General features: G+C 71.0%; 23 protein-coding genes. 10 read left to right on the forward strand and 13 right to left on the reverse strand.

Translation table 11 applies throughout. From position 1 onward, the window contains the following. Nucleotides 1-110 precede the first annotated feature (110 nt). Nucleotides 111-1,343 (forward strand): exodeoxyribonuclease VII large subunit, encoded by a 1,233-nt coding sequence (gene xseA / locus ACIBEF_RS03365; RefSeq protein ID WP_396790851.1) that lies wholly within the window; start codon nt 111-113, stop codon nt 1,341-1,343. A gap of 45 nt (nt 1,344-1,388) precedes the next feature. After that, nucleotides 1,389-1,610 carry an exodeoxyribonuclease VII small subunit gene (locus ACIBEF_RS03370; RefSeq protein WP_030328827.1) on the forward strand — a complete coding sequence of 74 codons (222 nt, stop codon included), beginning with the start codon at nt 1,389-1,391 and terminating at the stop codon, nt 1,608-1,610. 43 nt (nt 1,611-1,653) lie between these two features. Here ACIBEF_RS03370 and ACIBEF_RS03375 read toward each other — a convergent pair whose 3' ends face one another. Together ACIBEF_RS03375 and ACIBEF_RS03380 are read right to left on the reverse strand one after the other, a co-directional pair. Next, on the reverse strand, nt 1,654-2,499 hold the full coding sequence (locus ACIBEF_RS03375) for a hypothetical protein (RefSeq protein ID WP_396790771.1): 846 nt from the start codon (nt 2,497-2,499) through the stop codon (nt 1,654-1,656). Nucleotides 2,500-2,705: 206 nt separating this feature from the next. Continuing rightward, nucleotides 2,706-3,353, reverse strand: coding sequence for a DUF4245 domain-containing protein (locus tag ACIBEF_RS03380; protein ID WP_396790773.1), 648 nt, complete (start codon nt 3,351-3,353; stop codon nt 2,706-2,708). A 159-nt stretch (nt 3,354-3,512) separates the two neighbouring features. Between ACIBEF_RS03380 and glpX the strand changes: the two genes are divergently transcribed. Together glpX and ACIBEF_RS03390 are read left to right on the forward strand one after the other, a co-directional pair. After that, nucleotides 3,513-4,544 carry a class II fructose-bisphosphatase gene (gene glpX, locus ACIBEF_RS03385; protein ID WP_357202751.1) on the forward strand — a complete coding sequence of 344 codons (1,032 nt, stop codon included), beginning with the start codon at nt 3,513-3,515 and terminating at the stop codon, nt 4,542-4,544. Next, the gene (locus ACIBEF_RS03390) at nt 4,541-5,515 is read left to right on the forward strand and encodes a DMT family transporter (RefSeq protein WP_396790774.1); all 975 of its coding nucleotides are present in this window, start codon (nt 4,541-4,543) and stop codon (nt 5,513-5,515) included. Before glpX ends, ACIBEF_RS03390 begins: the two co-directional genes overlap by 4 nt. 19 nt (nt 5,516-5,534) lie before the next feature. On the opposite strand, the gene ACIBEF_RS03395 is transcribed toward ACIBEF_RS03390, so the two are convergent. The 7 genes from ACIBEF_RS03395 to ACIBEF_RS03425 form a co-directional block, all read right to left on the reverse strand. Next, nucleotides 5,535-7,202: a hypothetical protein gene (locus tag ACIBEF_RS03395; protein WP_396790776.1), complete on the reverse strand. Its 1,668-nt coding sequence runs from the start codon at nt 7,200-7,202 to the stop codon at nt 5,535-5,537. A 65-nt stretch (nt 7,203-7,267) separates the two neighbouring features. After that, nucleotides 7,268-8,236: an NAD(P)/FAD-dependent oxidoreductase gene (locus tag ACIBEF_RS03400; RefSeq protein WP_396790853.1), complete on the reverse strand. Its 969-nt coding sequence runs from the start codon at nt 8,234-8,236 to the stop codon at nt 7,268-7,270. Between the two features lie 106 nt (nt 8,237-8,342). Further along, nucleotides 8,343-8,996 carry a rhomboid family intramembrane serine protease gene (locus tag ACIBEF_RS03405; protein WP_355009440.1) on the reverse strand — a complete coding sequence of 218 codons (654 nt, stop codon included), beginning with the start codon at nt 8,994-8,996 and terminating at the stop codon, nt 8,343-8,345. Nucleotides 8,997-9,102: 106 nt separating this feature from the next. Next, nucleotides 9,103-9,780, reverse strand: coding sequence for a lytic transglycosylase domain-containing protein (locus ACIBEF_RS03410; RefSeq protein ID WP_396790778.1), 678 nt, complete (start codon nt 9,778-9,780; stop codon nt 9,103-9,105). Between the two features lie 277 nt (nt 9,781-10,057). Next, nucleotides 10,058-11,473: a PhoH family protein gene (locus tag ACIBEF_RS03415; protein WP_357202766.1), complete on the reverse strand. Its 1,416-nt coding sequence runs from the start codon at nt 11,471-11,473 to the stop codon at nt 10,058-10,060. 414 nt (nt 11,474-11,887) lie between these two features. Beyond that, on the reverse strand, nt 11,888-12,223 hold the full coding sequence (locus tag ACIBEF_RS03420; protein ID WP_396790781.1) for a hypothetical protein: 336 nt from the start codon (nt 12,221-12,223) through the stop codon (nt 11,888-11,890). A 31-nt stretch (nt 12,224-12,254) separates the two neighbouring features. Next, nucleotides 12,255-12,599, reverse strand: coding sequence for a hypothetical protein (locus tag ACIBEF_RS03425; RefSeq protein ID WP_110562608.1), 345 nt, complete (start codon nt 12,597-12,599; stop codon nt 12,255-12,257). A gap of 264 nt (nt 12,600-12,863) precedes the next feature. On the opposite strand from ACIBEF_RS03425, the gene ACIBEF_RS03430 reads away from it, so the two are divergent. From ACIBEF_RS03430 to otsB, 3 genes are all read left to right on the forward strand, one after another. Then, a complete protein-coding gene (locus ACIBEF_RS03430) occupies nt 12,864-13,307 on the forward strand; it encodes an XRE family transcriptional regulator (RefSeq protein WP_091394342.1) in 444 nt (147 codons plus the stop codon). Nucleotides 13,308-13,469: 162 nt separating this feature from the next. Then, on the forward strand, nt 13,470-13,823 hold the full coding sequence (locus ACIBEF_RS03435) for a hypothetical protein (protein ID WP_210784414.1): 354 nt from the start codon (nt 13,470-13,472) through the stop codon (nt 13,821-13,823). 67 nt (nt 13,824-13,890) lie between these two features. Next, nucleotides 13,891-14,715 (forward strand): trehalose-phosphatase, encoded by an 825-nt coding sequence (gene otsB / locus ACIBEF_RS03440; RefSeq protein ID WP_396790783.1) that lies wholly within the window; start codon nt 13,891-13,893, stop codon nt 14,713-14,715. A 42-nt stretch (nt 14,716-14,757) separates the two neighbouring features. On the opposite strand, the gene ACIBEF_RS03445 is transcribed toward otsB, so the two are convergent. The 4 genes from ACIBEF_RS03445 to ACIBEF_RS03460 all read right to left on the reverse strand — a co-directional run bounded on the left by ACIBEF_RS03445 (nt 14,758) and on the right by ACIBEF_RS03460 (nt 19,812). Next, nucleotides 14,758-15,528 (reverse strand): isoprenyl transferase, encoded by a 771-nt coding sequence (locus ACIBEF_RS03445; protein WP_396790785.1) that lies wholly within the window; start codon nt 15,526-15,528, stop codon nt 14,758-14,760. Nucleotides 15,529-15,559: 31 nt separating this feature from the next. After that, nucleotides 15,560-16,702: a geranylgeranyl reductase family protein gene (locus tag ACIBEF_RS03450; protein ID WP_396790787.1), complete on the reverse strand. Its 1,143-nt coding sequence runs from the start codon at nt 16,700-16,702 to the stop codon at nt 15,560-15,562. A gap of 358 nt (nt 16,703-17,060) precedes the next feature. After that, nucleotides 17,061-17,930 carry a hypothetical protein gene (locus ACIBEF_RS03455; RefSeq protein WP_396790788.1) on the reverse strand — a complete coding sequence of 290 codons (870 nt, stop codon included), beginning with the start codon at nt 17,928-17,930 and terminating at the stop codon, nt 17,061-17,063. 37 nt (nt 17,931-17,967) lie between these two features. Then, on the reverse strand, nt 17,968-19,812 hold the full coding sequence (locus tag ACIBEF_RS03460) for a phosphoenolpyruvate carboxykinase (GTP) (protein ID WP_396790789.1): 1,845 nt from the start codon (nt 19,810-19,812) through the stop codon (nt 17,968-17,970). Nucleotides 19,813-20,251: 439 nt separating this feature from the next. Here ACIBEF_RS03460 and ACIBEF_RS03465 point away from each other — a divergent pair, with 439 nt between their 5' ends. From ACIBEF_RS03465 to ACIBEF_RS03475, 3 genes are all read left to right on the forward strand, one after another. Beyond that, entirely contained in the window at nt 20,252-20,788 is a 537-nt protein-coding gene (locus ACIBEF_RS03465) for a GtrA family protein (RefSeq protein ID WP_396790855.1), read from the forward strand. A gap of 63 nt (nt 20,789-20,851) precedes the next feature. Further along, nucleotides 20,852-21,559, forward strand: coding sequence for a GtrA family protein (locus ACIBEF_RS03470; protein WP_396790791.1), 708 nt, complete (start codon nt 20,852-20,854; stop codon nt 21,557-21,559). Continuing rightward, nucleotides 21,556-22,197 carry a MaoC/PaaZ C-terminal domain-containing protein gene (locus ACIBEF_RS03475; protein WP_396790792.1) on the forward strand — a complete coding sequence of 214 codons (642 nt, stop codon included), beginning with the start codon at nt 21,556-21,558 and terminating at the stop codon, nt 22,195-22,197. The genes ACIBEF_RS03470 and ACIBEF_RS03475 overlap by 4 nt, the downstream gene beginning before the upstream one ends. Nucleotides 22,198-22,211: the final 14 nt, after the last annotated feature.

Raw genomic sequence — 22,211 nt, forward strand, 5'->3', positions numbered from 1 at the left:
TGCGACACGCCGGCACGGAGGGCAATAACTTCATGATCGACGGGCCAGGTGGGAACGGTCCGTAGGGTGGGCGGGTGAGCGAGGGTGGGCGGGTGAGCGAGGGCGGGCGGGTGGGAAGCGGCGGGGGCGGCGGGGGCGGCGGGGCGAGCAGCGCTGAGGAGCCTTGGCCGGTACGGGTGGTCAGCCAGAAGGTGGGGGCCTGGATCGCCAAGCTGGGCTGGGTGTGGGTGGACGGGCAGGTGGCGCAGATCAGCCGCCGCCCCGGGGCCAGCACGGTCTTCCTCACCCTGCGTGACCCATCGGCCGACCTGAGCCTGACCGTCACCACCAACCGGGACGTCCTGGACTCCGGCGCGCCGGAGCTACGCGAGGGCGCACGGGTGGTGCTGCACGCCAAGCCCGAGTTCTACGCCGCCCGGGGCACGCTGAGCCTGCGGGCCGACGAGATTCGTCAGGTGGGGCTCGGGGAGCTGCTGGCCCGACTGGAGAAGCTCAAGAAGCTGCTCGCCGCCGAAGGGCTCTTCGACCGCGCCCGCAAGCGTCGACTGCCGTTCCTGCCCGGCCGGATCGGGCTCATCACCGGTCGCGCGTCGGCGGCCGAGCGGGACGTGCTGACAAATGCCCGGCGGCGCTGGCCGGCCGTGGAGTTCCGGACGGTCAACGTGGCCGTGCAGGGCCCGTCCGCGGTGCCTCAGATCGTTGACGCGCTCAAGGTGCTGGACGCCGACCCGAGCATCGACGTGATCATCATCGCCCGGGGTGGCGGCGGCATCGAGGACCTGCTGCCCTTCTCCGACGAGGCGCTCTGTCGCGCGGTGTTCGGCTGTCGTACGCCGGTGGTCAGCGCGATCGGCCACGAGACGGACGCGCCCTTGATCGACTACGTCGCCGACGTCCGCGCGTCCACCCCGACGGACGCGGCGAAGCGGGTCGTCCCCGACCTCTCCGAGGAGGTACGCCTCATCGGTCAGGCCCGGCACCGCCTCGAACGGGCGGTGCGCAACCTGGTCGACCGGGAGACGCACCGGCTGGACGGGCTGCGTTCCCGACCGGTGCTGGCCCGACCCCAGGTGATGGTGGAGCACCGGGCGACCGAGCTGACCGCGTTGCGTCAGCGGGCCGGCCGCTGCCTGGAACACCGGCTCGGGGCCGCCGAGGACGACCTGCGGCACACCCTCGCGCGGCTACGCGCCCTCTCCCCCGCCGCCACCCTCGACCGGGGGTACGCGATCGTGCAGCGCGCGGACGGCCACGTGGTCCGCGCGGCGGCGGAGGTCGGCAAGGGCGACCCACTGCGGGTACGACTGGCCGACGGCGAGCTGGCCGCCACTGTCGATGGCTGAGTGGCGACGCGGCGGGTCGGGGAGTGATGTGCTGAGATGAACGCGATGACTGATGACACGAAGGCCGGGCCGGACGAGCGGCTCAGTTACGAGCAGGCCCGCGCCGAGCTGGCCTCGGTGGTGGAGCGGCTGGAGGCCGGCGGCACGTCCCTGGAGGAGTCGCTGGCCCTCTGGGAACGCGGCGAGGCGCTGGCGGTGATCTGTCAACGCTGGCTGGATGGTGCGCGGGCGCGGATCGACGCCGCCCGGCAGGAGCCCGCTTCCTGACCGACCGCCGGTGGGGCGGCCGGAGCCGCCCCACCTCGGCACGTCAGTTGAACAGGCTGTACAGCTCGGCCGGCGCCTCGACGACCTGGTCCGCCGGCGGCTTCTGCGCGGCGGTGGCGGCACCGTAGTCGGAGTACGTCATCTTGATCTCCTGGGCGGTGGTCTGCCCGGCGGCCGGCAACTGCAGCACCAGCTCGCTGAGCCGGCCCTGCGGGTCGACCTTCGCGGTGAACGGGACGGTCTTCGCCTGGGTGCCCAGCGCGGCGATCGTGGCGGCGTTCAACGAGCCCGCCTCGGCGGCCTTGCTGACGTCGATGGTGCCGGCGTACGCGCCGGTGCCGGTGCTGCGGACCTCGGTGATGCCCTGGGTGAGCACCGCGCTGCCGGCCGGGTCGACCTTCTCGAAGTCGAAGCCGAGGCTGCGGTTGCCCTTGATCCGGGTCTGGTCGAGGTGCTGGTACTTGCCGAGATTGAGCTGCTTGATGGCGGGCAGGCTGTTGGCGGTGGGGCCGCTCAGCTCCAGCTTGACCCAGCTGTCCGGCTTGAAGTGGATCACGTCGAGCTTCATCGCCAGGTCGGACGAGGGGCCACCGATCGCGATCTTCATCGCCGCGCTCTGGCTCGGCTGGTGCACGAGCCCCTCCGCCGTCGAGCCGGCGCCGGCCAGGGTGAAGCGGAAGTTCCCGTTGCTGATCTCCTTGGTGGAGTCGAGCAGGGCCTGCTTGGCGTCGCCCGCGACCGGAGCACCGGACGGGCTCGCCGTCCCGGACGCGCTCACCGTCGGGGACGGCGTCGATCCGGCGGTGCCGGTTCCGCTGGCGCAGGCGGCCAGTGCGGGCGTGATCAGAGCGGCGGCTACCAGGCCGGCGCTGAGTCGTCGAACAGTCATACGTGTCTCCCAAGGGGGTCACCCGACGACCTGGACGGCGCCGGAAACTCCGGCGACGCAGCAGCACCGTCGGCTGCGTCGCGCGACCCGGGCCGAGCAACGCGCCCGGATCATTCCCTCCTTCTTCCCTGTCGACGCGTCGGACAATCACCCTTCGGGCCTGTTGCCCAGATTCAGCGTCGACGGGGCCATTCCACCGGGTCCGGTCAGCGCAGCGAGCCGGCCAGTTCGCGGAGCTCGTTGTCCCGGGCGTCGCCGACGACGATCACCGTGCGGGTCGGCTCCAGCAGGACCAGCGCCTGCTGATTCCCCCGGGCCGTGTAGAGCTGCCAGGAGCGCCCGGCCAGCTCGGTGGGACCCTGCGGCTGGCCCTGACTGGTCAGCTCGGCGGGGAGCAGACGGTCCGCCGGGACGCTGCTCTGCAGCAGTTGGACGCCCCGCCCCTCCGGCGTGAGGTAGCCGAGTCGCAGGTTCGCACCACCCTCGACGGTCTGGTAGCGGGCGCTGACCGTCTTCCAGTCGGCACCGAGCCCCTGCGGCTGGCTCACCGGGAAGACGTTCGCCGAACGTGCCTGCTCGATGGCGGGCGCAGGATCGACGGTGGTTGCCTGGTCGCCGCCGAGGAATCCCCGGTAGAACGCCAGGAGCAGCGCGATCGGGACGAGCAGCACCAGCAGCGAGATCGCCATGTCCTTCGGCGACCGCTCGGACCTGCCGGACACCGCCGGCGGCGGTGGGGTCGGGTCGGTCGCGGCGGGCTCACCACTGCGGCCGGCGGGGACGTCGGCCGGCGGCTGACCGTCGGGCGGCGTGCTGTCGGCGGGTACGCGGTCGGCAGGCTGTGCGGGTTCCACCCCGATATCTTCGCAGCCGCCCGACCGGCGGTATCCAGGCCATCACCGCCCCGCGCCGCCGCCCGGTCGGCCATCGTGTGAGGATCAGCGACAAAGCCGGCAGTGGGGGCCTCCCCGTCGCCGGTCGTCCCCGCACCGTCGCGAGGAGGAGTAGCCGTCATGACGAACACCAGGACGCGGATCCCACAGGATCTCGACCGAAACCTTGCCCTCGACCTGGTCCGGGTCACCGAGGCCGCGGCGATGGCCGCCGGCCGTTGGGTTGGTCGGGGCGACAAGGAGGGCGGCGACGGGGCCGCGGTCGACGCGATGCGCAAGCTGATCAACTCGATCCAGATGCGCGGTGTGGTGGTGATCGGCGAGGGCGAGAAGGACAACGCCCCGATGCTCTTCAACGGCGAACACGTCGGCGACGGCACAGGCCCGGAGGTGGACGTCGCCGTCGACCCGGTGGACGGCACCACCCTGATGAGCAAGGGCATGCCGAACGCGGTGGCGGTGCTCGCCGTCTCCGAGCGCGGTGCGATGTTCGACCCCAGCGCCGTGTTCTACATGGAGAAGCTCGCCGTCGGGCCCGCGTACGCCGACGTGATCGACATCAACGCCGGTGTCGCGGAGAACCTGCGCCGGATCGCCAAGGTCAAGGGCACCGACGTCTCCGAGGTGACCGTCTGTGTGCTGGACCGGAGCCGTCACGACGACCTGGTCACGGATATCCGCCGGACCGGGGCGGGGATCCGGTTCATCTCCGACGGCGACATCGCGGGCACGATCGCGGCTGCCCGGGGCGAGTCGGACGTCGACGTCCTGATGGGCATCGGCGGCACCCCGGAGGGCATCATCTCCGCCTGCGCGCTGAAGTGCATGGGCGGTGCGATGCAGGCCAAGCTGTGGCCACGCGACGAGCAGGAGCGGGAGAAGGCGATCGCCGCCGGGCACGACCTGGACCGGGTGCTGGCCACCGATGATCTGGTCACCGGCGACAACTGCTTCTTCGTGGCGACCGGGGTCACCTCGGGCGACCTGCTGCGCGGGGTGCGTTACCGGGCGGGCGGCGCGTACACCCAGTCGATCGTGATGCGCTCGAAGAGCGGCACCATCCGGGTGATCGACTCGTACCACCGGTTGGAGAAGTTGGCGCTCTACTCCGCCGTCGACTTCGACGGTCGCCCGCTGGCCGAGCAGGAGTGACAGCCGCCGACACGGCGACCCCGCAGACCCTGTCGGCCGCCCGCCGGATCACCGGCGTCGCGCTGGCGTCGGCGTCCGGGGTCGCCGTGGCGGTGCAGTCGCGCATCAACGGCGAGTTGGGGGTACGCCTCGACGACGGTTTCGCCGCCGCGGTCGTGTCGTTCGGTATCGGTCTGCTGGTGCTGCTGGTGCTGGTGCCCGCGACCCCCGGTGGTCGGCGAGGGCTGGTCGCGACGCGGCGGGCCCTGCGGACCGGCGCGCTGCGGCCCTGGCAGTGCCTCGGCGGGATGTGCGGGGCCTTCCTGGTGGCCACCCAGGGCCTCACCATCGGCACGTTGGGCGTGGCGGTCTTCACCGTGGCGGTGGTCGCCGGCCAGACCGGCAGCAGCCTCGCCGTGGACCGGGCCGGGATCGGGCCGACCGGCCGGCAGCCGGTCACCCGGCAGCGGCTGGCCGGAGCGGTGCTCACCGTGCTGGCGGTCGGCCTGGCGGTCGGCGACCGTCTTGGCGACCTGGGCGCGCTGGCGCTGGCCCTGCTCCCACTGCTCGCCGGGGTGGGTATCGCCTGGCAGCAGGCCGTCAACGGTCGGGTTCGGGCGGCGGCCGACAGTGCGCTGACCGCCACGCTCGTGAACTTCGCCGTCGGCACCGCCACCCTGCTCGTCGCGTTCGCGATCGACATCGCCGTACGCGGCTTGCCCGGCGGTGAGCTGCCGTCCGAGCCGTGGCTCTACCTGGGCGGCCCGATCGGCATCGTGTTCATCGCGATCGCCGCGGCGATCGTGCGCTTCACGGGTGTGCTGCTGCTCGGCCTGGCCACCATCGCCGGGCAGATCGTGGGCGCGGTCCTGCTGGACCTGATCCTCCCCACAGCGGCCTCGCACCCGGGTGTGAACACCCTGCTCGGGGCCGCGCTGACAATGGTGGCGGTGCTGATCGCCGCGCTGGCGCCGCCCGCCCCCCGCCGCTGACCGGCCGCCCGCCGGAGGATCACTGCGGCGGGTAGGGCGGATCAGGCACCGTCGGCTGGCGCGCGGGGTAGGGCGCAGGCGGATAGGGCCCGTGCGGCGGATAGGGCGCGTAGTGCGGGCGCGGCGGGTACCGGCGCTCGAACGCGCGGGCCGGGTCGACAAGCCCCGCGATCCGGGTGGCCAGCAGCACGCCCGGCACCGTGGCCAGCAGGGCGATCGCCACCGCGAACCGGGTCCGCGACGGGGTGCCGTACAGCCAACCGACGAGCGGCAGCACGGCCAGGAACGCGGTGAGCAGGAACCCGGTGATCACCCACCTGATCCACTGACGCAGAGCACCCTGGTAGGAGGCTCGAACGATCATGGTCACCGCGGTGAGGGCGCCCACCGCCAGCACGAACGGCACGGCCATGAACGCCATTGTGTCGTCGTCACGCTCCCAGGCCGAGGCCAGCACGATGCCCGCCACCAGCAGTGCCCCGCTGCCAGCGATCCCCCACCAGGCCGGGCCTCCACCACGGCGGATAGCCAGGTGACCGGCGAGCGCGGCGACGGCGCAGCCGAGAGTCAGCGCCAGCGCGACGGCGAGCAGCAGGTCGGTCCCGCGGTCACCGGGCCCGCCACCGCCCAGTTGGGGCGGATCGTTCCACGACATGGCGCTCTGCCCCTCCTCGAAGAGGAACCCGTCGCGCTGCCACGCACCGTCGGGCGGGCGGCGCAGAAACCCGTCCCGGCCGTTGGCGACCAACACCTCGTGACCGCCCCTGGCATGGGGGTAGACGACCAGGTCGCGGGAGGCGAAGTGGCGCTGGACATCGCCCGGGTTCGGCGACCGGCGGGCCAACTCCTCCCGCTGCTCGTCGGGCACCTCCCAGGCCACCCGCCAGGTCGCACCGGCGTCGGCACTCTCCTCGACCCGCAGGTGCCCGGTGACGACCCGGTAGCAACGCCGGGGCTCATCTGGAGCGCACGCCTGCTGCTGCCCGGTCTCCTGGCGGGACAGCCGCTGTTTCTCGTCATCGCTGGCGGCCCGCCAGGTGGTCGCGCCGTCATCGCTGACCGCCCATTGCCCGTCCGACGGGCTGGTCGGCCAGTCCGACTCGCTGTAACCGCTGCCGACCGAGATCGCCGGTTGGCCGTCGAGCATCGCGGTGCCCACCGCGTACGGGTAGTAGATCGCACTGGTCGCTGCCACTGCCAGCACCGCCGGTGGCAGCACCACCAGCAACCGGACCAGCCGGGCGGTGCGTCGGCGCACCTGGCGGCGACGTGACCGCTTCCAACTCCACCAGGAAAGCCAGAGCGCCGGCAGGGTGAGCAGGTCGGTCCAGTCGGCCCGGACCAGCGACGGCCCGGCCAGCACGGTCCAGGCCGAAGAGGCGAGTTCGGCGGCGTACCCACTGGATTTGACGACCGCGAACCCGGCACCCACCGCGACCAGGCCGGCCAGCGCGGCGGCCTGGGACGGCAGCCGTGGCACCAGGAGAGTCAGCAGCACCGCGACAAGCGGTGGTGCCAGCACCAAGCCGGCGACGTCGCTCAGTTTGCCGGTCACCGGGCCGGGGACGGCCACCTTCAGCACATGGTCGTTGACCAGCAGCAGGACCAGCGCGACCAGGGTTGCGGGGTGGCAGAGCCAGGACAGCGTGGTGGGCGCGCCGTCCCGCGGTGTCTCGGAGCCCGTCATCGTCTCAGGATCCGGTCGACCAGTCTCGATCCGGACTCGGGTCGGTCTGGGTCCGATACCGACGCTCAGCCGGCGTCGGAGGAGTGCCCCGGGAACAGGTGTGCGCTCGGGTCGATGGCCACCGCCGCGTTGTTGACAGCCGTCGCCGCCTCACCGAAGCCGGTGGCGATCAGCCGGACCTTCCCCGGATATTCGGTGATGTCGCCCGCCGCGAAGACCCGGGGCAGGTTGGTGGCCATCGCGCTGTCGACCAGGATTTGGCGACGGTCCAGCCCTAGCCCCCACTCGGCGAGCGGGCCCAGGTCGGCGGTGAAGCCGAGGGCGGCCACCACGACGTCCACCGGCAGCGTCTCGGTCGCGCCACCGCGCACCGTCACCTCGGCACCGGTCACCGCGCCGTCCCCGAGCAGCCTGGTGACCTCGGCGTTGACCACCACCCGCACCGGCAGGGAGAGCACCCGGGCGACAGTCGAGGCGTGGGCCCGGAACTTCTCCCGGCGGTGCACCAGGGTCACCGACCGGGCCAACGGTTGCAGCGCCAGCGCCCAGTCGAACGCGGAGTCGCCGCCACCGACGATCAGCACGTCCCGATCGGTCAGCTCGGTCGGCTCGGTCACGAAGTAGAGGATCCCCGAGCCGGGGGCGCCGTCGGCGCACGGCAACGGCCGAGGGCTGAAGCTGCCGAGCCCTCCGGTGACCACGACCGCGCCGCACGCGAGCTGCTCGCCACCGGCCAGGCCGAGCACCGGACGGCCGTCGGCGTACGCGAGCTTCTCCGCCCGGGTGCCGAGCAGGTACTGCGGACCGAACGGTGCCGCCTGGGCCACCAGGTTGGCCACCAGGTCGCGGCCCTTGACCGCGGGGAAGCCGGCGACGTCGAGGATCAGCTTCTCCGGGTACATGGCGGTGACCTGGCCGCCCGGCTCGGGCAACGCGTCGATCACCGCCACCGACAGCCCCCGGAACCCGGCGTAGTAGGCGGCGAAGAGGCCGGCCGGACCGGCCCCGATCACGGCGACATCGACCTCGCGCATGGCGTACCGTCGCTTTCCGCTCACGGATCAACGCTTGCTGATCTCGACCGTAAGCGGGCGGCGACAGTCCGGCAAGCATGTCCCAGAGGCGCGCCGGAGAATCGCGTCAGGGCAGGCTGAGCGTGGAGCCCGAGTAGTCCGGGCCGCCCAACGCGGGTCGCCGCCGACGGAACAGGATCGCCGCCACCACCCCGCCGAGCAGGCCGAACAGGTGCCCCTGCCAGGAGATCCGCTCGTCGGTGGGGAGGATGCCGACCAGTTGCCAGCCGTAGAGCAGACCGACCAGGAGGAAGACCGCGAAGTTCCACCAGCTGCGCTCGACGATGCCCCGGGTGAGCAGGATGCCGAGGTAACCGAAGATGACACCGCTGGCGCCGACCACCACCGAGTTGGGTGAGCCGGTGAACCACACGCCGAGGCCGCTGACCAGGATGATGACCAGTGTCGACCACAGGAACCGGCGGGCGCCGGCGGCGAGGACGAAGGTGCCCAGCAGGATCAGCGGGATGCTGTTGCTGTAGAGGTGGTCGAAGCCGTGGTGCAGGAACGGGGAGAAGAAGACCCCGTCCAGCCCTTCGATGCGCTGCGGGATGATGCCGGCGGTGGCGTCCAGGCCGAACGCGAGCCCCTGGTCGACGGCCTCGATGAGAAAGAGGAACGGCACCACCGCGCACATGGCGACGAACGCCCGGCCGAGCGAGGCGTAGAACGCCTCGGTGCCGAACCGGAACGGGTCGCCGCTTGACGGGTGCAGGGTCACTCCACAACTGCTATCAGCAAAAGCGGCCGACCGCCACTCACGTCCCGTCCGAGTACGCGCGACGGCGGGGCGGGTGAAGAGCCACCCGCCCCGCCGTCGAGAGCCGTCAGTAGTGGTTGTTGTTCTGGAAGTAGGTCCAGGCGCCGCAGGGCGTCTTGTACCGGCCCTTGATGTAGCCCAGCCCCCAGATGATCTGGGTGGCCGGGTTGGTGCGCCAGTCGGACGCGACTGAGCCCATCTTGCTGCCCGGCAACGACTGCGGGATGCCGTACGCGCCGGAGGACGAGTTGGCGGCCTTGTGGTTCCAGCCGCTCTCCTTGGTCCAGAGCTTCTCCAGACAGGGGAACTCCGCGATGCCGAAGCCCTTGTCGATCATCAGGGCACAGCCGACCTTGCGGTTGCCGCTGTATTCCGCGCAGGACGCCGGGATCGGCCCGTCGTACGGCTTGGCGGGTGCGTTGGCGGCTGCGCGCTCGCGCTTACGGGACGCCGCGGCGGCCTCGGCCCTGCGGGCCCGCTCGGCGGCTTCCTTGGCGGCCTGCTTCGCCCGCAGCTTGGCCTGGTACTCGGCGGCCCGCTGCTTGGAGAACTGCACCTGGTGGGCGGCCTGCCGCTCGCGCTGGTACGCGAGGTCGGCCCGGTCGACCTCGAGACTGACCTGCTCGGTCAGACCCTGTTGCTGGGTTTCCCGGTCTTCGCCCAGGTAGAAGCCACCGGCAACGCCCACGGAGAGCAGCGCGACAGCAGCCGTACGGGCGCCCAACCGGCTCCACAGCCGACTCACGAAGTGGTCCCTTCGTCGGGAGCAAGGACGCGGCGCGGCGCAGACCACAGGTGGGCCGTCAGCCGTACCACGAGCGCCCCGACCGGTTGCCGGTCGCGCCGACGCACCGACCTTGGCCGATGTCGTCCGTCTCGGGACGAACGATCACCAACGATTCCGATGGTGCGTGGACGCTCGTGAGACACGATTGCGCACAGTGAGGCTGATGGGAAACCGACCAGGCACTTTGTGATCTGCGCCACACCGAAAATGCGGACAAAAGCCCGCATATCACCCGTCAGATCGGGATGTCCTCCAAGAGGTCCGTGACCATTGCCGCGATCGGAGATCGCTCCGAACGGCTGAGGGTGACGTGCGCGAAGAGCGGATGACCCTTGAGCGCTTCGATGACGGCCGTCACCCCGTCGTGCCGGCCGACCCGCAGATTGTCCCGCTGGGCCACGTCGTGGGTGAGCACCACCCGGGAGCCCTGCCCGATCCGGGACAGCACGGTCAGCAGCACCCCGCGCTCCAGCGACTGGGCCTCGTCCACGATCACGTAGGCGTCGTGCAGGCTGCGCCCGCGGATGTGGGTCAGCGGCAGCACCTCGAGGATGCCCCGCGAGGTGACCTCCTCCAGCACGTTCTCGTGCACCACCGCGCCGAGCGTGTCGAAGACCGCCTGGGCCCACGGCGACATCTTCTCCGACTCCGAGCCCGGCAGGTAGCCCAACTCCTGGCCACCGACGGCGTAGAGCGGGCGGAACACGATCACCTTCTTGTGGCGGCGGCGCTCCATCACCGCCTCCAGCCCGGCGCAGAGCGCCAGCGCGGACTTGCCGGTGCCGGCCCGGCCACCCAGTGAGACGATCCCGATCGACTCGTCCAGGAGCAGGTCGAGGGCGACTCGTTGCTCGGCCGAGCGGCCGTGCAGCCCGAACGCCTCCCGGTCGCCCCGGACCAGACGTACCGACTTGTCCGGCAGCACCCGACCGAGCGCGGAGCCACGCCCCGAGTGCAGCACCAGGCCGGTGTGGCAGGGCAACCCGGCCGCCTCGTCGAGGTCGAGCGTCTCGCCGGCGTACAACTGGCCGATCTGCTCCTCGCTCAACTCCATCTCCGACATGCCGGTCCAGGTCGGGTCGCTGGCCTGGCCGTGGCGGTACTCGTCGGCGCGCAGTCCCACCGAGGCCGCCTTGACCCGCAACGGCATGTCCTTGCTGACCAGGGTCACCTCCCGCCCTTCGGCGGCGAGGTTGAGCGCGACGGAGAGGATCCGGGCGTCATTGCTCTCGTTGCGGAAACCGGGCGGCAGAACACCGTCGTCGGTGTGGTTGAGCTCCACCCGCAGGGTGCCGCCGACGTCGTTGGCGGGCACCGGGCGATCGAGTCGGCCGTGCCGGACCCGCAGGTCGTCGAGCATCCGCAGCGACTGCCGGGCGAACCAGCCCAGCTCCGGATGGTGCCGCTTTCCCTCCAACTCGGTGATGACCACCAGAGGCAGCACCACTTCGTGCTCCGCGAACCGGTGGAACGCCGCCGGATCGGAGAGCAGCACCGACGTGTCCAGGACAAAGGCCTGGCCGGCTGGTCGTGGCTCCTTGGGGTCGGCCGGCGCGGCGGCCGCCGAACGGCGGCTCCTGGTGGCTCGGCGGGGCGTGGCAGTCGCGGCCGGGGTCTGGTCGGCACCGGCGATGGTACGGCGAGTCGTCACAGGCCTGCTCCGACGGATGGGCACCCGCCACCCGTGTTCCGCCTCCTCCGGTGCCCGGGGACACGGGGTCGGATGCGGAACCCCATGCGCGAGGTCGCAGATCCGGGCGGACCGGCTGGCTCGGGAGAACCCCGTGCCATGCCTAGACGCTAGCCCCGCCGGACCCTTCCGGCTAGGGGCCGAACGTGGATCTCCCGAGACGCGCTCGTGAACAGCGCTCCGTCGGCGCCCGCACCAGTCGAAAAGGCACTGTCGCGCACGCGGCGGACCCGGCCGGGATGCATGCCCCCTGCGCGCATCCCGGCCGGTGGGGCCACCGTCACCGGTCTGACGTGGCCCCGACGGTGCGTGTCCGCCGCGGACGACGCACCGCGCTCGTGGCGCCGGTCGGCGGGGCAGCCCCGCCGACCGACCTCAACCGGTACGTCGGACGAGCGTGCCGGTCGGGTGCCGCCCGGTGATCGGGGCGGCCGGCGCGCTGAACGACGAGCCGGTGTACGTGGTGCCGGGGCGTTCGACAGCGCCGGCGGTGCGGGCCACGCCCGCCGGCGAGACCGACAGGGCCGAGGCGATCGCCGCCTGGGCGTCCCGACGACGCCGGTTCCAGGCGCCCCGGTCACCGTCGAAGTAGCCCTGCCGGTAACCGAAGCGGTAGCCGATGCGGTAGCTGAGCTGCCCGTGCAGCCGACCGGCCGCGTAACTGGTGGCACCGAGCACCAGGACGAGGAACACCGCGAGAAACGGGCTCATCGGGCAGCACCGGCCCAGCCGGGACGCCAGGTCATCGCTCCTCCGGCTCGATCGTGGTGGGGTCGGCGACGAGCAGCCGGTCCAGGTCGTCGGTGCTGACCTCCTCGACCAGCTCGACGCTGATCCGGCAGCCGTCCAGCACGACTTCGGCCATCGAGGACCGACGGATCTCGCCGCCGGCGTCGTAGACCCGGACGCTCAGCTCCGGGCAGCCGAGATGGGTACGCCAGGCGTTCCACTCGGCACGATCACCGACGCTCAGCGACAGGTAGCGGCAGCCTCGGGCCAGGTAGAGGCGCCAGGGGGCGGTCAGCCCTGCGGCGACCCCCTCGGCGATCAGCCCGAAGGCCTGGGCGCGGGTGGCGAGCTCGGTCACCACGACCCCCTGGCACCGGGGGCGTGACGCATGTGAGCACCAATCGTCTCATGCACGTGACACACCGTAGATTGTCCCATGGGCGTGACAGTATCAGCTTTTCGTCCGCTTACGTTTGCCACTACGTTCATCTATTCTGCCCGCGTGACACCCCTCAACAGTGGCACTGACTCGTTTACCGGAAGTCCGAACCCTTCGTCACGTCCGCGTGACAGTGGCGAGCCGGGGCGCGCACCCGCAGCCGGCTGGTCGTACCGTCACGGAGTGACCGAGACGGCCAATGCGCGGAAGATCGCCTTCGCCACCTTCGTCAGGCGGGCCCTGGACGAGGCGCGGGCGACCCGAGCCTGGAGCGGCACCGAGGTGTCCCGACGCACCGGCGTCTCCCGGCAGACCATCAACCGCTGGGTCCGGGGCGACTGGGCCAGCGACCCGGAGGCCGAACGGGTGGTCGCCTTCTGCGAGGGCCTGGGGTTGAACCCTGCCGCGGCCTTCGCCGCCCTCGGCTGGGACCGCGCCGCAGCCGGCCCCCGCACCGGCCAGGCCGCCCCTCCGATGGACCCCGACGTGGAGGCGCTGCTGCGCCGTCTGGTCGATCCGCAGGTGTCGGACGCGGAGAAGTTCCACATCCGGGAAACCATCAGATACCTCGCATACCGCCCAACGTTGCCGGTCGATGTCCGAAAAAGGGGTAATCAGGCAGGCTAGTTCCTCAGATAGCGAAAGAACGCCTGGTCAGGTTCATTCGTTTGCCTCCGGGGCTGGAACGGGCACGCTAGCGTCCCTATTCGTACTGCTTGGGCTCGTCATCGGCGGGGGGACGGGACAAGGCCGAACCCAGCCCTGCGGGACAGAAGGAGGGGTCTGTCCATGACCCTGAAGTGGTTGGCAGTCGTGGTCGCAACGGTGTCGGTGACACTGTGGGCGACCGGCAACACGGTGACCCTCGCGGTCGACGGCGGGCAGCTGCCGCTGCTCGTCAACCTCTTTGCGCTCATCACCGCCGGCACCGCGGTCGTCCTGGCCGTCGTCGCCGAGCTGCACGAGCGTCTGAACAACCGAATCAGCGCGCTCACCGAGTTCCTGGTGGCACGGCTCAACGAGATCGACAACCACACCGGCGATCGCAACACCGGGTTCGTGGAGGGTTACCTGTTGAGCCACGGCCAGGAGGCCGCTGTGGTGCCGTTCGGCCGGCGCGGACGAGGAGCCGCCGAACGCTGATCGCTTACCGCTCAATGGGTCCGCTCGGCCAGGAATGAGCCTGGATCGCCGGGGTACGCTGACGCGCGTGCCGCCGTTGAATCTGGGCAATCAGCAGCCGAGGACCCCGTTGAACGCCGACCATGCCTGGCGGGTAACCGCCAGACGGGCGGCCGGGACCGTGCTCTTCTTCGACTTCGACGGCACGCTCGCGCCCGTCGACGACGATCCGACCGCGGTACGCCCGGCGCCCAAGGCGTTGGCCGCGATCGAGGCGCTCGCCCCGGTCGTGCAGCGTGTCGCGATCGTCTCCGCCCGACCCGTCGAGTTCCTTCGGGATCAGCTCGGCGGGCTCGCTGGCGTGGACCTCTACGGCCTCTACGGGCTGGAGCACAGCCATTCCGGCGGCGAGACAGTCACCGAACCGGCCGCGCTGCCCTGGGTGCCGACCATGTCGGAGCTGGCCGACCTGGCTCGGGCGGAACTGCCACCCGGCACGCTCGTGGAGTACAAGCGGCTCTCGGTCGCGCTGCACTGGCGTACCGCCCCGCAACTCGGCGCGACGGTGCAGCAGTGGGGGCAGGCGCAGGCCGACCGTCTGGGGTTGCGCTCGCAGGCCGGGCGGATGGTGCTGGAGCTCAAGCCACCTGTCGACCGGGACAAGGGCATGGTGATCGGCGAGGCGATCAAGGGTGCCACCGGCGCCTGGTACTTCGGCGACGACGTCTCCGACATCAAGGCGTTCGCCGCGCTGCGCGCTCGCGCCACCGCCGACCCGGACTTCCTCGGCGTCTGCGTGGCGGTGGCCAACCCGGAGACCGGCCACGAGGTGGCCAATGCCGCCGACCTGACCATCGAGTCACCGGCCGCCCTGGGTGACTTCCTCACCCGGGCGCTGACCCACCTGTCCTGAACCGACCTGACCCCAGCGGCGGCCGACGGCGTCGCCGCCGGGTCAGGCGCCGTAGCGGCGTTGCCTGGTGGCGTACGAGCGCAGGGCCCGCAGAAAGTCGATGTGCCGGAAATCCGGCCAGTTGAGCTCGCAGAAGTAGAACTCCGAGTGCGCGGACTGCCAGAGCATGAATCCGGACAGCCGCTGCTCACCGCTGGTGCGGATGACCAGGTCCGGGTCGGGCTGCCCTCGGGTGTAGAGGTGCTCGGCGATGTGCTCGACGTCCAGCACCTCGGCCAACTCCTCGAGCGTGCCCCCGGTGGCGGCGTGCTCAAGCAGCAGCGAACGGACCGCGTCGGTGATCTCCCGGCGGCCGCCGTAGCCCACCGCGATGTTGACCTCCGCGCCGCCGGTGCGCTCACGGGTGCGCTCCTCGGCGCCCTTGAGCGCCGCCGCAGTCTGCGCTGGCAGCAGGTCGAGCGCTCCGACGATGCGCAGTCGCCAGGGGTTGCCCTCCTCGGAGAGCTCCACCACCAGATCCTCAATGATCTTGAGGAGCGGGTCCAGCTCGGCGGCCGGACGGCGCAGGTTGTCGGTGGCCAGCAGGTAGAGGGTCACGTGCCCGACGCCGGCCTGGTCACACCAGCCGAGGACATGCTTGATCTTCGCCGCGCCGACCCGGTGCCCGTCGTTCGGGTCGACGAAGCCCATCTCCTTCGCCCATCGGCGGTTGCCGTCGCACATCACCCCGACGTGCCGGGGCACCGGCTTACCCGCGAGCTTCGCCGTGAGCCGGCGCTCGTACACGGAGTAGATAAGGTTCCGCAGCGTCATCACCTAGCAGCGTAGCGACCCTTGCGCCAGTTCACTGCCTCGGAGCCCCATCCCCGCCGCCCAGACCGGCGCCGATCAGTGCGAGCGTACGAGCGGTGAGGCGTCCGTCACCCAGCCCCAACTCGACCACGTCGTAGAACACCCGGTCGTCCCGACGGGCGGCCCGGACCGCCGCGTCCACCACCCGACGTCGCCGGGCCAACCAGGCCGCCACCGAACTGTGCCGCAGGTGGGTGCCGAGGCGGCGACGCAACCCGTCGGCGTAGCGGGCAGCCGCGCCATCGGGCGACCGGGCCGCCGCCGACCCGGCGAGCGCGCCGGAGAGCAGCGCGTAGAAGATCCCCTCCCCCGTGAACGGATTGATCAGTGACAGGGCGTCCCCGGCCAGCAGGGTGCGCCCACGCCCCGGCGACGGCCGGTGGGTGGAGAGGGGCAGGTGATGCGCGCGCAACGCGGTCACGGTCGCCAGATCGGTGCCGGGCAGCAGCGCGGCCAGCCGGTCCAGCAGGTACCCGCGGCTCAACGGCTCACCGCGCAGCACCTCCCCGTACCCGACGTTCGCCCGTCCGTCACCGATCGGGAACGACCAGGCGTACGCCGGCCACCGCGCCTTCGAGGTGACGATGAGCTGCTCGGACGGGCCGGGCAGAGCCGGGGCGTACCCCCGGATGGCCAGCGCGAGGTGTCGGTCGGGGTTCTGCGGATGGCCGAGCGCCCGACGTACCACCGAGCCGGCGCCGTCCGCGCCGATCACCACCCGGCCGGACACCTGCCCGTCGAGCACCACCCGGTCCGCGCGCGGTTCGACCTGGCGCACCGTGTGCCGGCGCAGCTGCGCGCCGGCGGCCACCGCGGCCGCCACCAGCCGCGCGTCGAAAACCTCCCGGGGAACTGTGTACGCGGGTCGGGGCAGCGCCCGAGCCACCGCGCCGCCACCCGGCGAGACCATGCGTAACGCCGGCAGCGGCGCGTAACCGGCCACCGCCTCGGTCACCCCTAGCTCGGCGAGCACGTCCACCGAGTGCGCGGCGATCCCGTCACCACACGCCTTGTCCCGGGGAAAGTCGGCCCGGTCCAGCAGCAGCACGCTGGCACCGGCCCGGCGCGCCGTCAGCGCGGCTGCCGCCCCGGCCGGTCCCGCCCCCACCACCACCACGTCGAACTCGTCGCCCACCACGAGCCTCCTCCCAGTCCGCCGCGTCGCGGCCGCTCCCGCCGGGCGACCCGGTCGGCCCTGCGGCCGGCCGCCGCGACATCTCCGCAGCTCGCCCCGACGTCGACACTGTGACCGACGCCACCCGCCATCCTGCCCCCTGGTCGCCCGCGTTGACCGCTCCCGCACCGGCCGGCCAATCTCACCCACCCCGCCTTTGCTCTGCACCCGCGGATGCGACGGTTACCGTCCGCGACTGTCGCCTATCGGGGTGCAGAGCAAAGGACGGTGCGGAGCAGACGAGGGGATGGGCAGGTGCTGGGCCGCGGTCTGCCGCCGGGTCGGCACCCGGCGGCGTCGGTGCGGGGCTCCGCCGCGGTCAAGGTCGGGGTTCAGGTCCGGCGGCGTCGGGGGTTCGGGCGGCACGGCGCAGGCCGTAGAGGACCAGCCCGGCGGCGGCGAGCAGCGGGGCGCCGTCGCGGATCAGGCCGTCCACGCCCAGCAGCCACCAGCACAGCGGCAGATCCACGGCGAGTACGGCCACAGTGACGACGACCAGCAGGCCACGCGCCCAGTCCTTGCCCCGCATCAGGAACGCTGTGCAGAACAGCACCGCGTAGCTGGCCGTGATGCCCGCACCGAACCAGAACAGCACGGCCGGCACCGCGGTCAGTCGACCATCCAGGATGGAACCCCCGGCGACCAGTGCCGGCACCAGCATCAGCGGGCTGTAGGTGAAGGCCGCCACCCGGCTGGTCAACAACCAGGCACTGGCCTGTGGTCGGCGCGGCGGGGTCTCCCGCCAGGAGATGCCGTCGGAGTCGATGACGAGGCGTGGACGGTGCCGGACCAGGTGCGCGGCCAACGCCGACGAGCGGTAGAGCAGCCAGACCACCGCGACGCACAGCGCCGTGAGAATGGCGAAGCCGAGCAGGCCGGGCAGCGGCGGCACGCCCTGCCGGGGCACGATGAGCCGGCCAACCGCGAAGATCGTGGTGACCGCGAGGATCAGCCCGAACGGGCGGGCCGCCGTACGACCCCGTCGCACGTGCCCGATCAGCAGCAGGAAGCCGAACGAGCGCAGCATGGCCCAGCCGGTCCGTACGGCGAGCCCGAATCCCTGCTCCGGGGCGTACCACCAGTTGAGCAGCTCGACCACGACGGTGGCCGCCGCCGTCGTCGCCAGCAGGATGGTGAGCACCCGGACGGCGGACGGCCGCCGGACCTGTGTCTCGGCGGCCGTCCTCATGAAATCCGATGTTGCCCGCGAAGGGCCTCGTTCACACCTACCGCTGCGGTTGTGCGGCGTCCAGGCGGGCGCGCAGCGCGTCCAACTCGGCCCAGAGCACGCCGGGCAGCTTGTCACCGAACTTCTCGAACCACTCGGTGATCATCGGCAGCTCGTTACGCCACTCGTCCGGGTCGACCTTCAGCGCGATCCGAACATCCTCCGGGGTCATGTCCAGGCCCTCGACGTCCAGCGCGTCCGGCGCGGGGACCATGCCGACCGGCGTCTCGACCGCGTCGGCAGTGCCCTCGATCCGCTCGACGACCCACTTGAGCACCCGGGAGTTCTCCCCGAAGCCCGGCCAGAGGAACGAGCCGTCCGGGTCCTTGCGGAACCAGTTGACGTAGTAGATCTTCGGCAGCTTCGCCTCGTCGCCGTCGGCGCCCTTGCCCATCTCGATCCAGTGCCGGAAGTAGTCCCCGGCGTGGTAGCCGATGAACGGCAGCATCGCCATCGGGTCCCGCCGGACCACGCCGACGGCGCCGGACGCGGCGGCGGTGGTCTCCGAGGAGAGCGTGGCGCCCATGTAGACGCCGTGCACCCAGTCGCGGGCCTCGGTCACCAGCGGGACGGTGTCCTTGCGGCGTCCACCGAAGAGGATCGCGTCGATCGGCACGCCGTTCGGGTCGAAGTACTCGTCGGCGAGGATCGGGCACTGCGTGATCGGGGTGCAGAACCGGCTGTTCGCGTGGGAGGACAGGCTGTCGCTCTCCGGCGTCCAGTCGTTGCCCTTCCAGTCGATCAGGTGTGCCGGCGGCTCGCCCATGCCCTCCCACCAGACGTCGCCGTCATCGGTCAGGCCGACGTTGGTGAAGACGGAGTTGCCCCGGTCCAGCGTGCGCATGGCGTTGGCGTTGGTCTTCCAGTCGGTGCCGGGCGCGACGCCGAACAGGCCGTACTCGGGGTTGACGGCGTAGAGGCGGCCGTCCGGGCCGAACCGCATCCAGGCGATGTCGTCGCCGATGGTCTCGACCTTCCAGCCGGGAATCGTCGGCTCCACCATGGCGAGGTTGGTCTTGCCGCAGGCGGACGGGAAGGCGCCGGCGATGTGGTAGACCTTGCCCTCCGGCGAGGTGATCTTCAGGATCAGCATGTGCTCGGCGAGCCAGCCCTCGTCGCGGCCCATCACGCTGGCGATCCGCAGCGAGTAGCACTTCTTGCCCAGCAGCGAGTTGCCGCCGTAACCCGAGCCGTACGACCAGATCTCCCGGCTCTCCGGGAAGTGCGAGATGTACTTGGTGTCGTTGCACGGCCAGGCGACATCCTGCTGGCCGGGGGCGAGCGGGGCGCCGATCGAGTGCAGCGCGTGCACGAAGTCCGCGTCGTCGCCCATGGCCTCCAGGACCCGGGTGCCCATCCGCGTCATGATGCGCATCGAGGCGACCACGTACGGGCTGTCGGTGATCTCGACGCCGAACATCGGGGACTCGGCCTCGACCGGACCCATGACGAACGGGATGACGTACATGGTGCGACCGCGCATGGAGCCCCGGTACAGATCCGTCATCGTCCGCTTCATCTCGGCCGGCGCCATCCAGTTGTTGGTGGGGCCGGCGTCCGCCTCGTCGACGGAACAGATGTAGGTGCGTTCCTCGACCCGGGCGACGTCCGTCGGGTCGGTGCGCGCGTAGAACGAGTTGGGCTTCTTCTCCGGGTTGAGCCGGATCAGGGTGCCGGCCTCGACCAGCTCATCGGTGAGGCGGCGCCACTCCTCGTCGGACCCGTCCACCCAGACGACACGGTCGGGGGTGGTCAGTTCCGCGACCTCACGGACCCAGGCGAGCAGTTTCGGATGGGACGTCGGGGCCTGATCGATACCCCGCACAACAGCCGGAGCAACCATGACACATCTCCTTGTGGTCGACGCTGACCGATCTATGGGATGCACGAGACTCAGCGGCGCGATGCGTCGCCTTCGTGGAAACCTGGGATTGGCCTCAGCGTAAACCGGGCAGCCTTCCGAGTCAGTGGGACAGGTTGTGAAGAACTGCACAAGCTACGGCCTCGCTGCGGCATCACGAGCTGATACCCGCTTTCCCGCGCAGTTTCACGCAAATCTTGTTGTGCACCCCGGCGGACGCTTGTTGCGGTCGGTCCGTTGACCTGCCCCGCCGACCGATGCGGTGATTCCCGTTCCGCAGCGGCTCAGTCCTCCCAATTGGCTACGCTCTGTGCAGTGGTTACGTACACGGCGCTCGGCCCCTCCGGGAGACCACGCCCGCTTGCCGTTGCTACCCCTCTGACTGGCCGGCAGCCGGTAGGCTCCCCCCGTGGCCGCCACGATGACCGGGGAACAACCGGGTCCCCGGCAGACCCGACGGGGTCTCGTCGGCTTACTCCTCGACCGCTTCGGTCACCTCATCCGCGAGATGGGCAAGTTCGCCACCGTGGGTGGTTTCGCGTTCCTCGTGGACTTCGCGCTCTTCAACTACCTGACGAGCAGGCACGGCGTCGAAGAGTTGACGGCGAAGACGATCTCCACGGTGATCGCGGCGTCCGTCGCCTTCGTGGGCAACCGGTTCTGGACGTGGCGGCACCGCCAGCGCAACAACGCGGCCCGCGAGTACGCGCTGTTCTTCTTCTTCAACGCGGTCGGTCTCGGCATCACGGTGGCCTGCCTCGCGCTCAGCCGCTACGGGCTCGGGGCCATCTGGCCGGACGTGTTCCAGACGCGCCTGGCGGACAATCTCGCCAGCTACATCGTCGGTACGGGATTCGCCACGCTGTTTCGATTCTGGTCGTACCGGCGGTTCGTCTTCGTCGAAGCGGGAACCCCGACCGTTCCGCAGGTGGATCCCGACCGTGACCACGGGGCGTGACCTGCCGCCCACCTCGTTCGGCCGGTGATCGCCGGCCGCACCGACTGCCCTAAGGTGTTTCGCATGCGTCTTGTCCGCCTGCTGCCTGAGCGCTGGCAGAAGTTCATCCACGAGGCGCTCAAGTTCGGCATCGTCGGCGGCATCAACACCGTCATCAATTACGCGGTGTTCAATGCCCTTGCACTGACCGTTTTCGTCAATGGTCAGTTGAAGGCGACAGTGATCGCGACGATCGTCGCCACCATCACGTCGTACCTCATGAATCGGCACTGGACGTACCGTGATCGCCCGAAATCGGCGCTTCGCCGGGAATATCTGCTTTTCTTCCTATTCAACGGCGCTGGCCTGCTCATTGAGCTGGGGGCTGTGGCGGCGGCGAAGTACGGACTCGGCGTACACGGCCTGCTGGCACTGAATCTGGCCAAGACCGTCGGCGTCCTGCTGGCCACGCTGTTCCGGTTCTGGTCATACCGCACGTTCGTCTTTCAACCCGTCGCGCCGGCCGAGGACGAGCCCGCGAAGCCCGACTCCACCTGGCACAGCATTCCGCGCGACGAGTGGGACACCATGGCGGAGATGGACCCGGTCGCCGAGCTGGCGGAATCGGTGTCCGAGCTGGAGGAGGCGGAGTCCGCGCAACGCGTCGACCCGCCAGCCGGCGCACCGACTCAGGGTCGGCTCCCGCGGCTGAGCGTCAGCCCCGACGTCGACCTGGATGCGGAACTCGCCGCGGAGCTGCACGTCGGCACCCGTCGCGCGCCCCGCCGGTGACGACACCCGACGCCCGCTCCGGCACGGGGCGACCCGCCGAGCTGTTCTTCGAGGATCTCGTCCCGGGGCTCACCGTCGACCTCGGCGTGGTCACCGTGGACGCCGACGAGATGGTCGCCTTCGCCCGCCGCTTCGACCCGCAGTGGTACCACGTCGACCCCGACCTGGCCGCGGCGAGTCGACACGGTGGTCTGATCGCCAGCGGCTTCTACACGGTCAGCCTGTTCATGCGTGCGTACGTCGACCACCTGCTGTCCCGGGCCGCCGCGGACGCCTCCCCCGGCCTGGAGGAGCTGCGTTGGCTCGCCCCGGTGCGGGCCGGTGACCGGCTCGCGGTCCGGGTCGACGTGATGGGCGCCCGGCCGTCGACCGCCCGCCCCGGGCTCGGCACCGTCAGCCTCACCGGCACCATGCTGCGCCTCGGCCCGGACGACCGGCCCGAGCAGGAGGTCCTGCGGACCCGCTTCCGTGGCTGGTTCGGCATGCGACCGGTCGAGGCCGACCCCGCCGAAGCCACTCCGACCGACGCTGACCGGCCCGGAGCTGACCAGCCCGACAGCGGCCCGACCGCGGCAGACCCGTCCACCGTCGGGTCGCCCCAGACCGACCCGACGAAGAGCAGCGGCCCACCCGACTGACCCGCCCCCGACGG

This window comes from Micromonospora sp. NPDC050795 (assembly GCF_044456785.1).
In the GTDB taxonomy this organism is placed as follows: domain Bacteria; phylum Actinomycetota; class Actinomycetes; order Mycobacteriales; family Micromonosporaceae; genus Micromonospora.

Coding starts and splice junctions, on each gene's coding strand:
- ACIBEF_RS03370 (WP_030328827.1), top strand. CDS start 1,389: ATGACTGATGACACGAAGGCCGGGCCGGACGAGCGGCTCAGTTACGAG.
- ACIBEF_RS03375 (WP_396790771.1), bottom strand. CDS start 2,499: ATGACTGTTCGACGACTCAGCGCCGGCCTGGTAGCCGCCGCTCTGATC.
- glpX (WP_357202751.1), top strand. CDS start 3,513: ATGACGAACACCAGGACGCGGATCCCACAGGATCTCGACCGAAACCTT.
- ACIBEF_RS03395 (WP_396790776.1), bottom strand. CDS start 7,202: ATGACGGGCTCCGAGACACCGCGGGACGGCGCGCCCACCACGCTGTCC.
- ACIBEF_RS03400 (WP_396790853.1), bottom strand. CDS start 8,236: ATGCGCGAGGTCGATGTCGCCGTGATCGGGGCCGGTCCGGCCGGCCTC.
- ACIBEF_RS03420 (WP_396790781.1), bottom strand. CDS start 12,223: ATGAGCCCGTTTCTCGCGGTGTTCCTCGTCCTGGTGCTCGGTGCCACC.
- ACIBEF_RS03435 (WP_210784414.1), top strand. CDS start 13,470: ATGACCCTGAAGTGGTTGGCAGTCGTGGTCGCAACGGTGTCGGTGACA.
- ACIBEF_RS03445 (WP_396790785.1), bottom strand. CDS start 15,528: ATGACGCTGCGGAACCTTATCTACTCCGTGTACGAGCGCCGGCTCACG.
- ACIBEF_RS03455 (WP_396790788.1), bottom strand. CDS start 17,930: ATGAGGACGGCCGCCGAGACACAGGTCCGGCGGCCGTCCGCCGTCCGG.
- ACIBEF_RS03460 (WP_396790789.1), bottom strand. CDS start 19,812: ATGGTTGCTCCGGCTGTTGTGCGGGGTATCGATCAGGCCCCGACGTCC.
- ACIBEF_RS03465 (WP_396790855.1), top strand. CDS start 20,252: ATGACCGGGGAACAACCGGGTCCCCGGCAGACCCGACGGGGTCTCGTC.
- ACIBEF_RS03470 (WP_396790791.1), top strand. CDS start 20,852: ATGCGTCTTGTCCGCCTGCTGCCTGAGCGCTGGCAGAAGTTCATCCAC.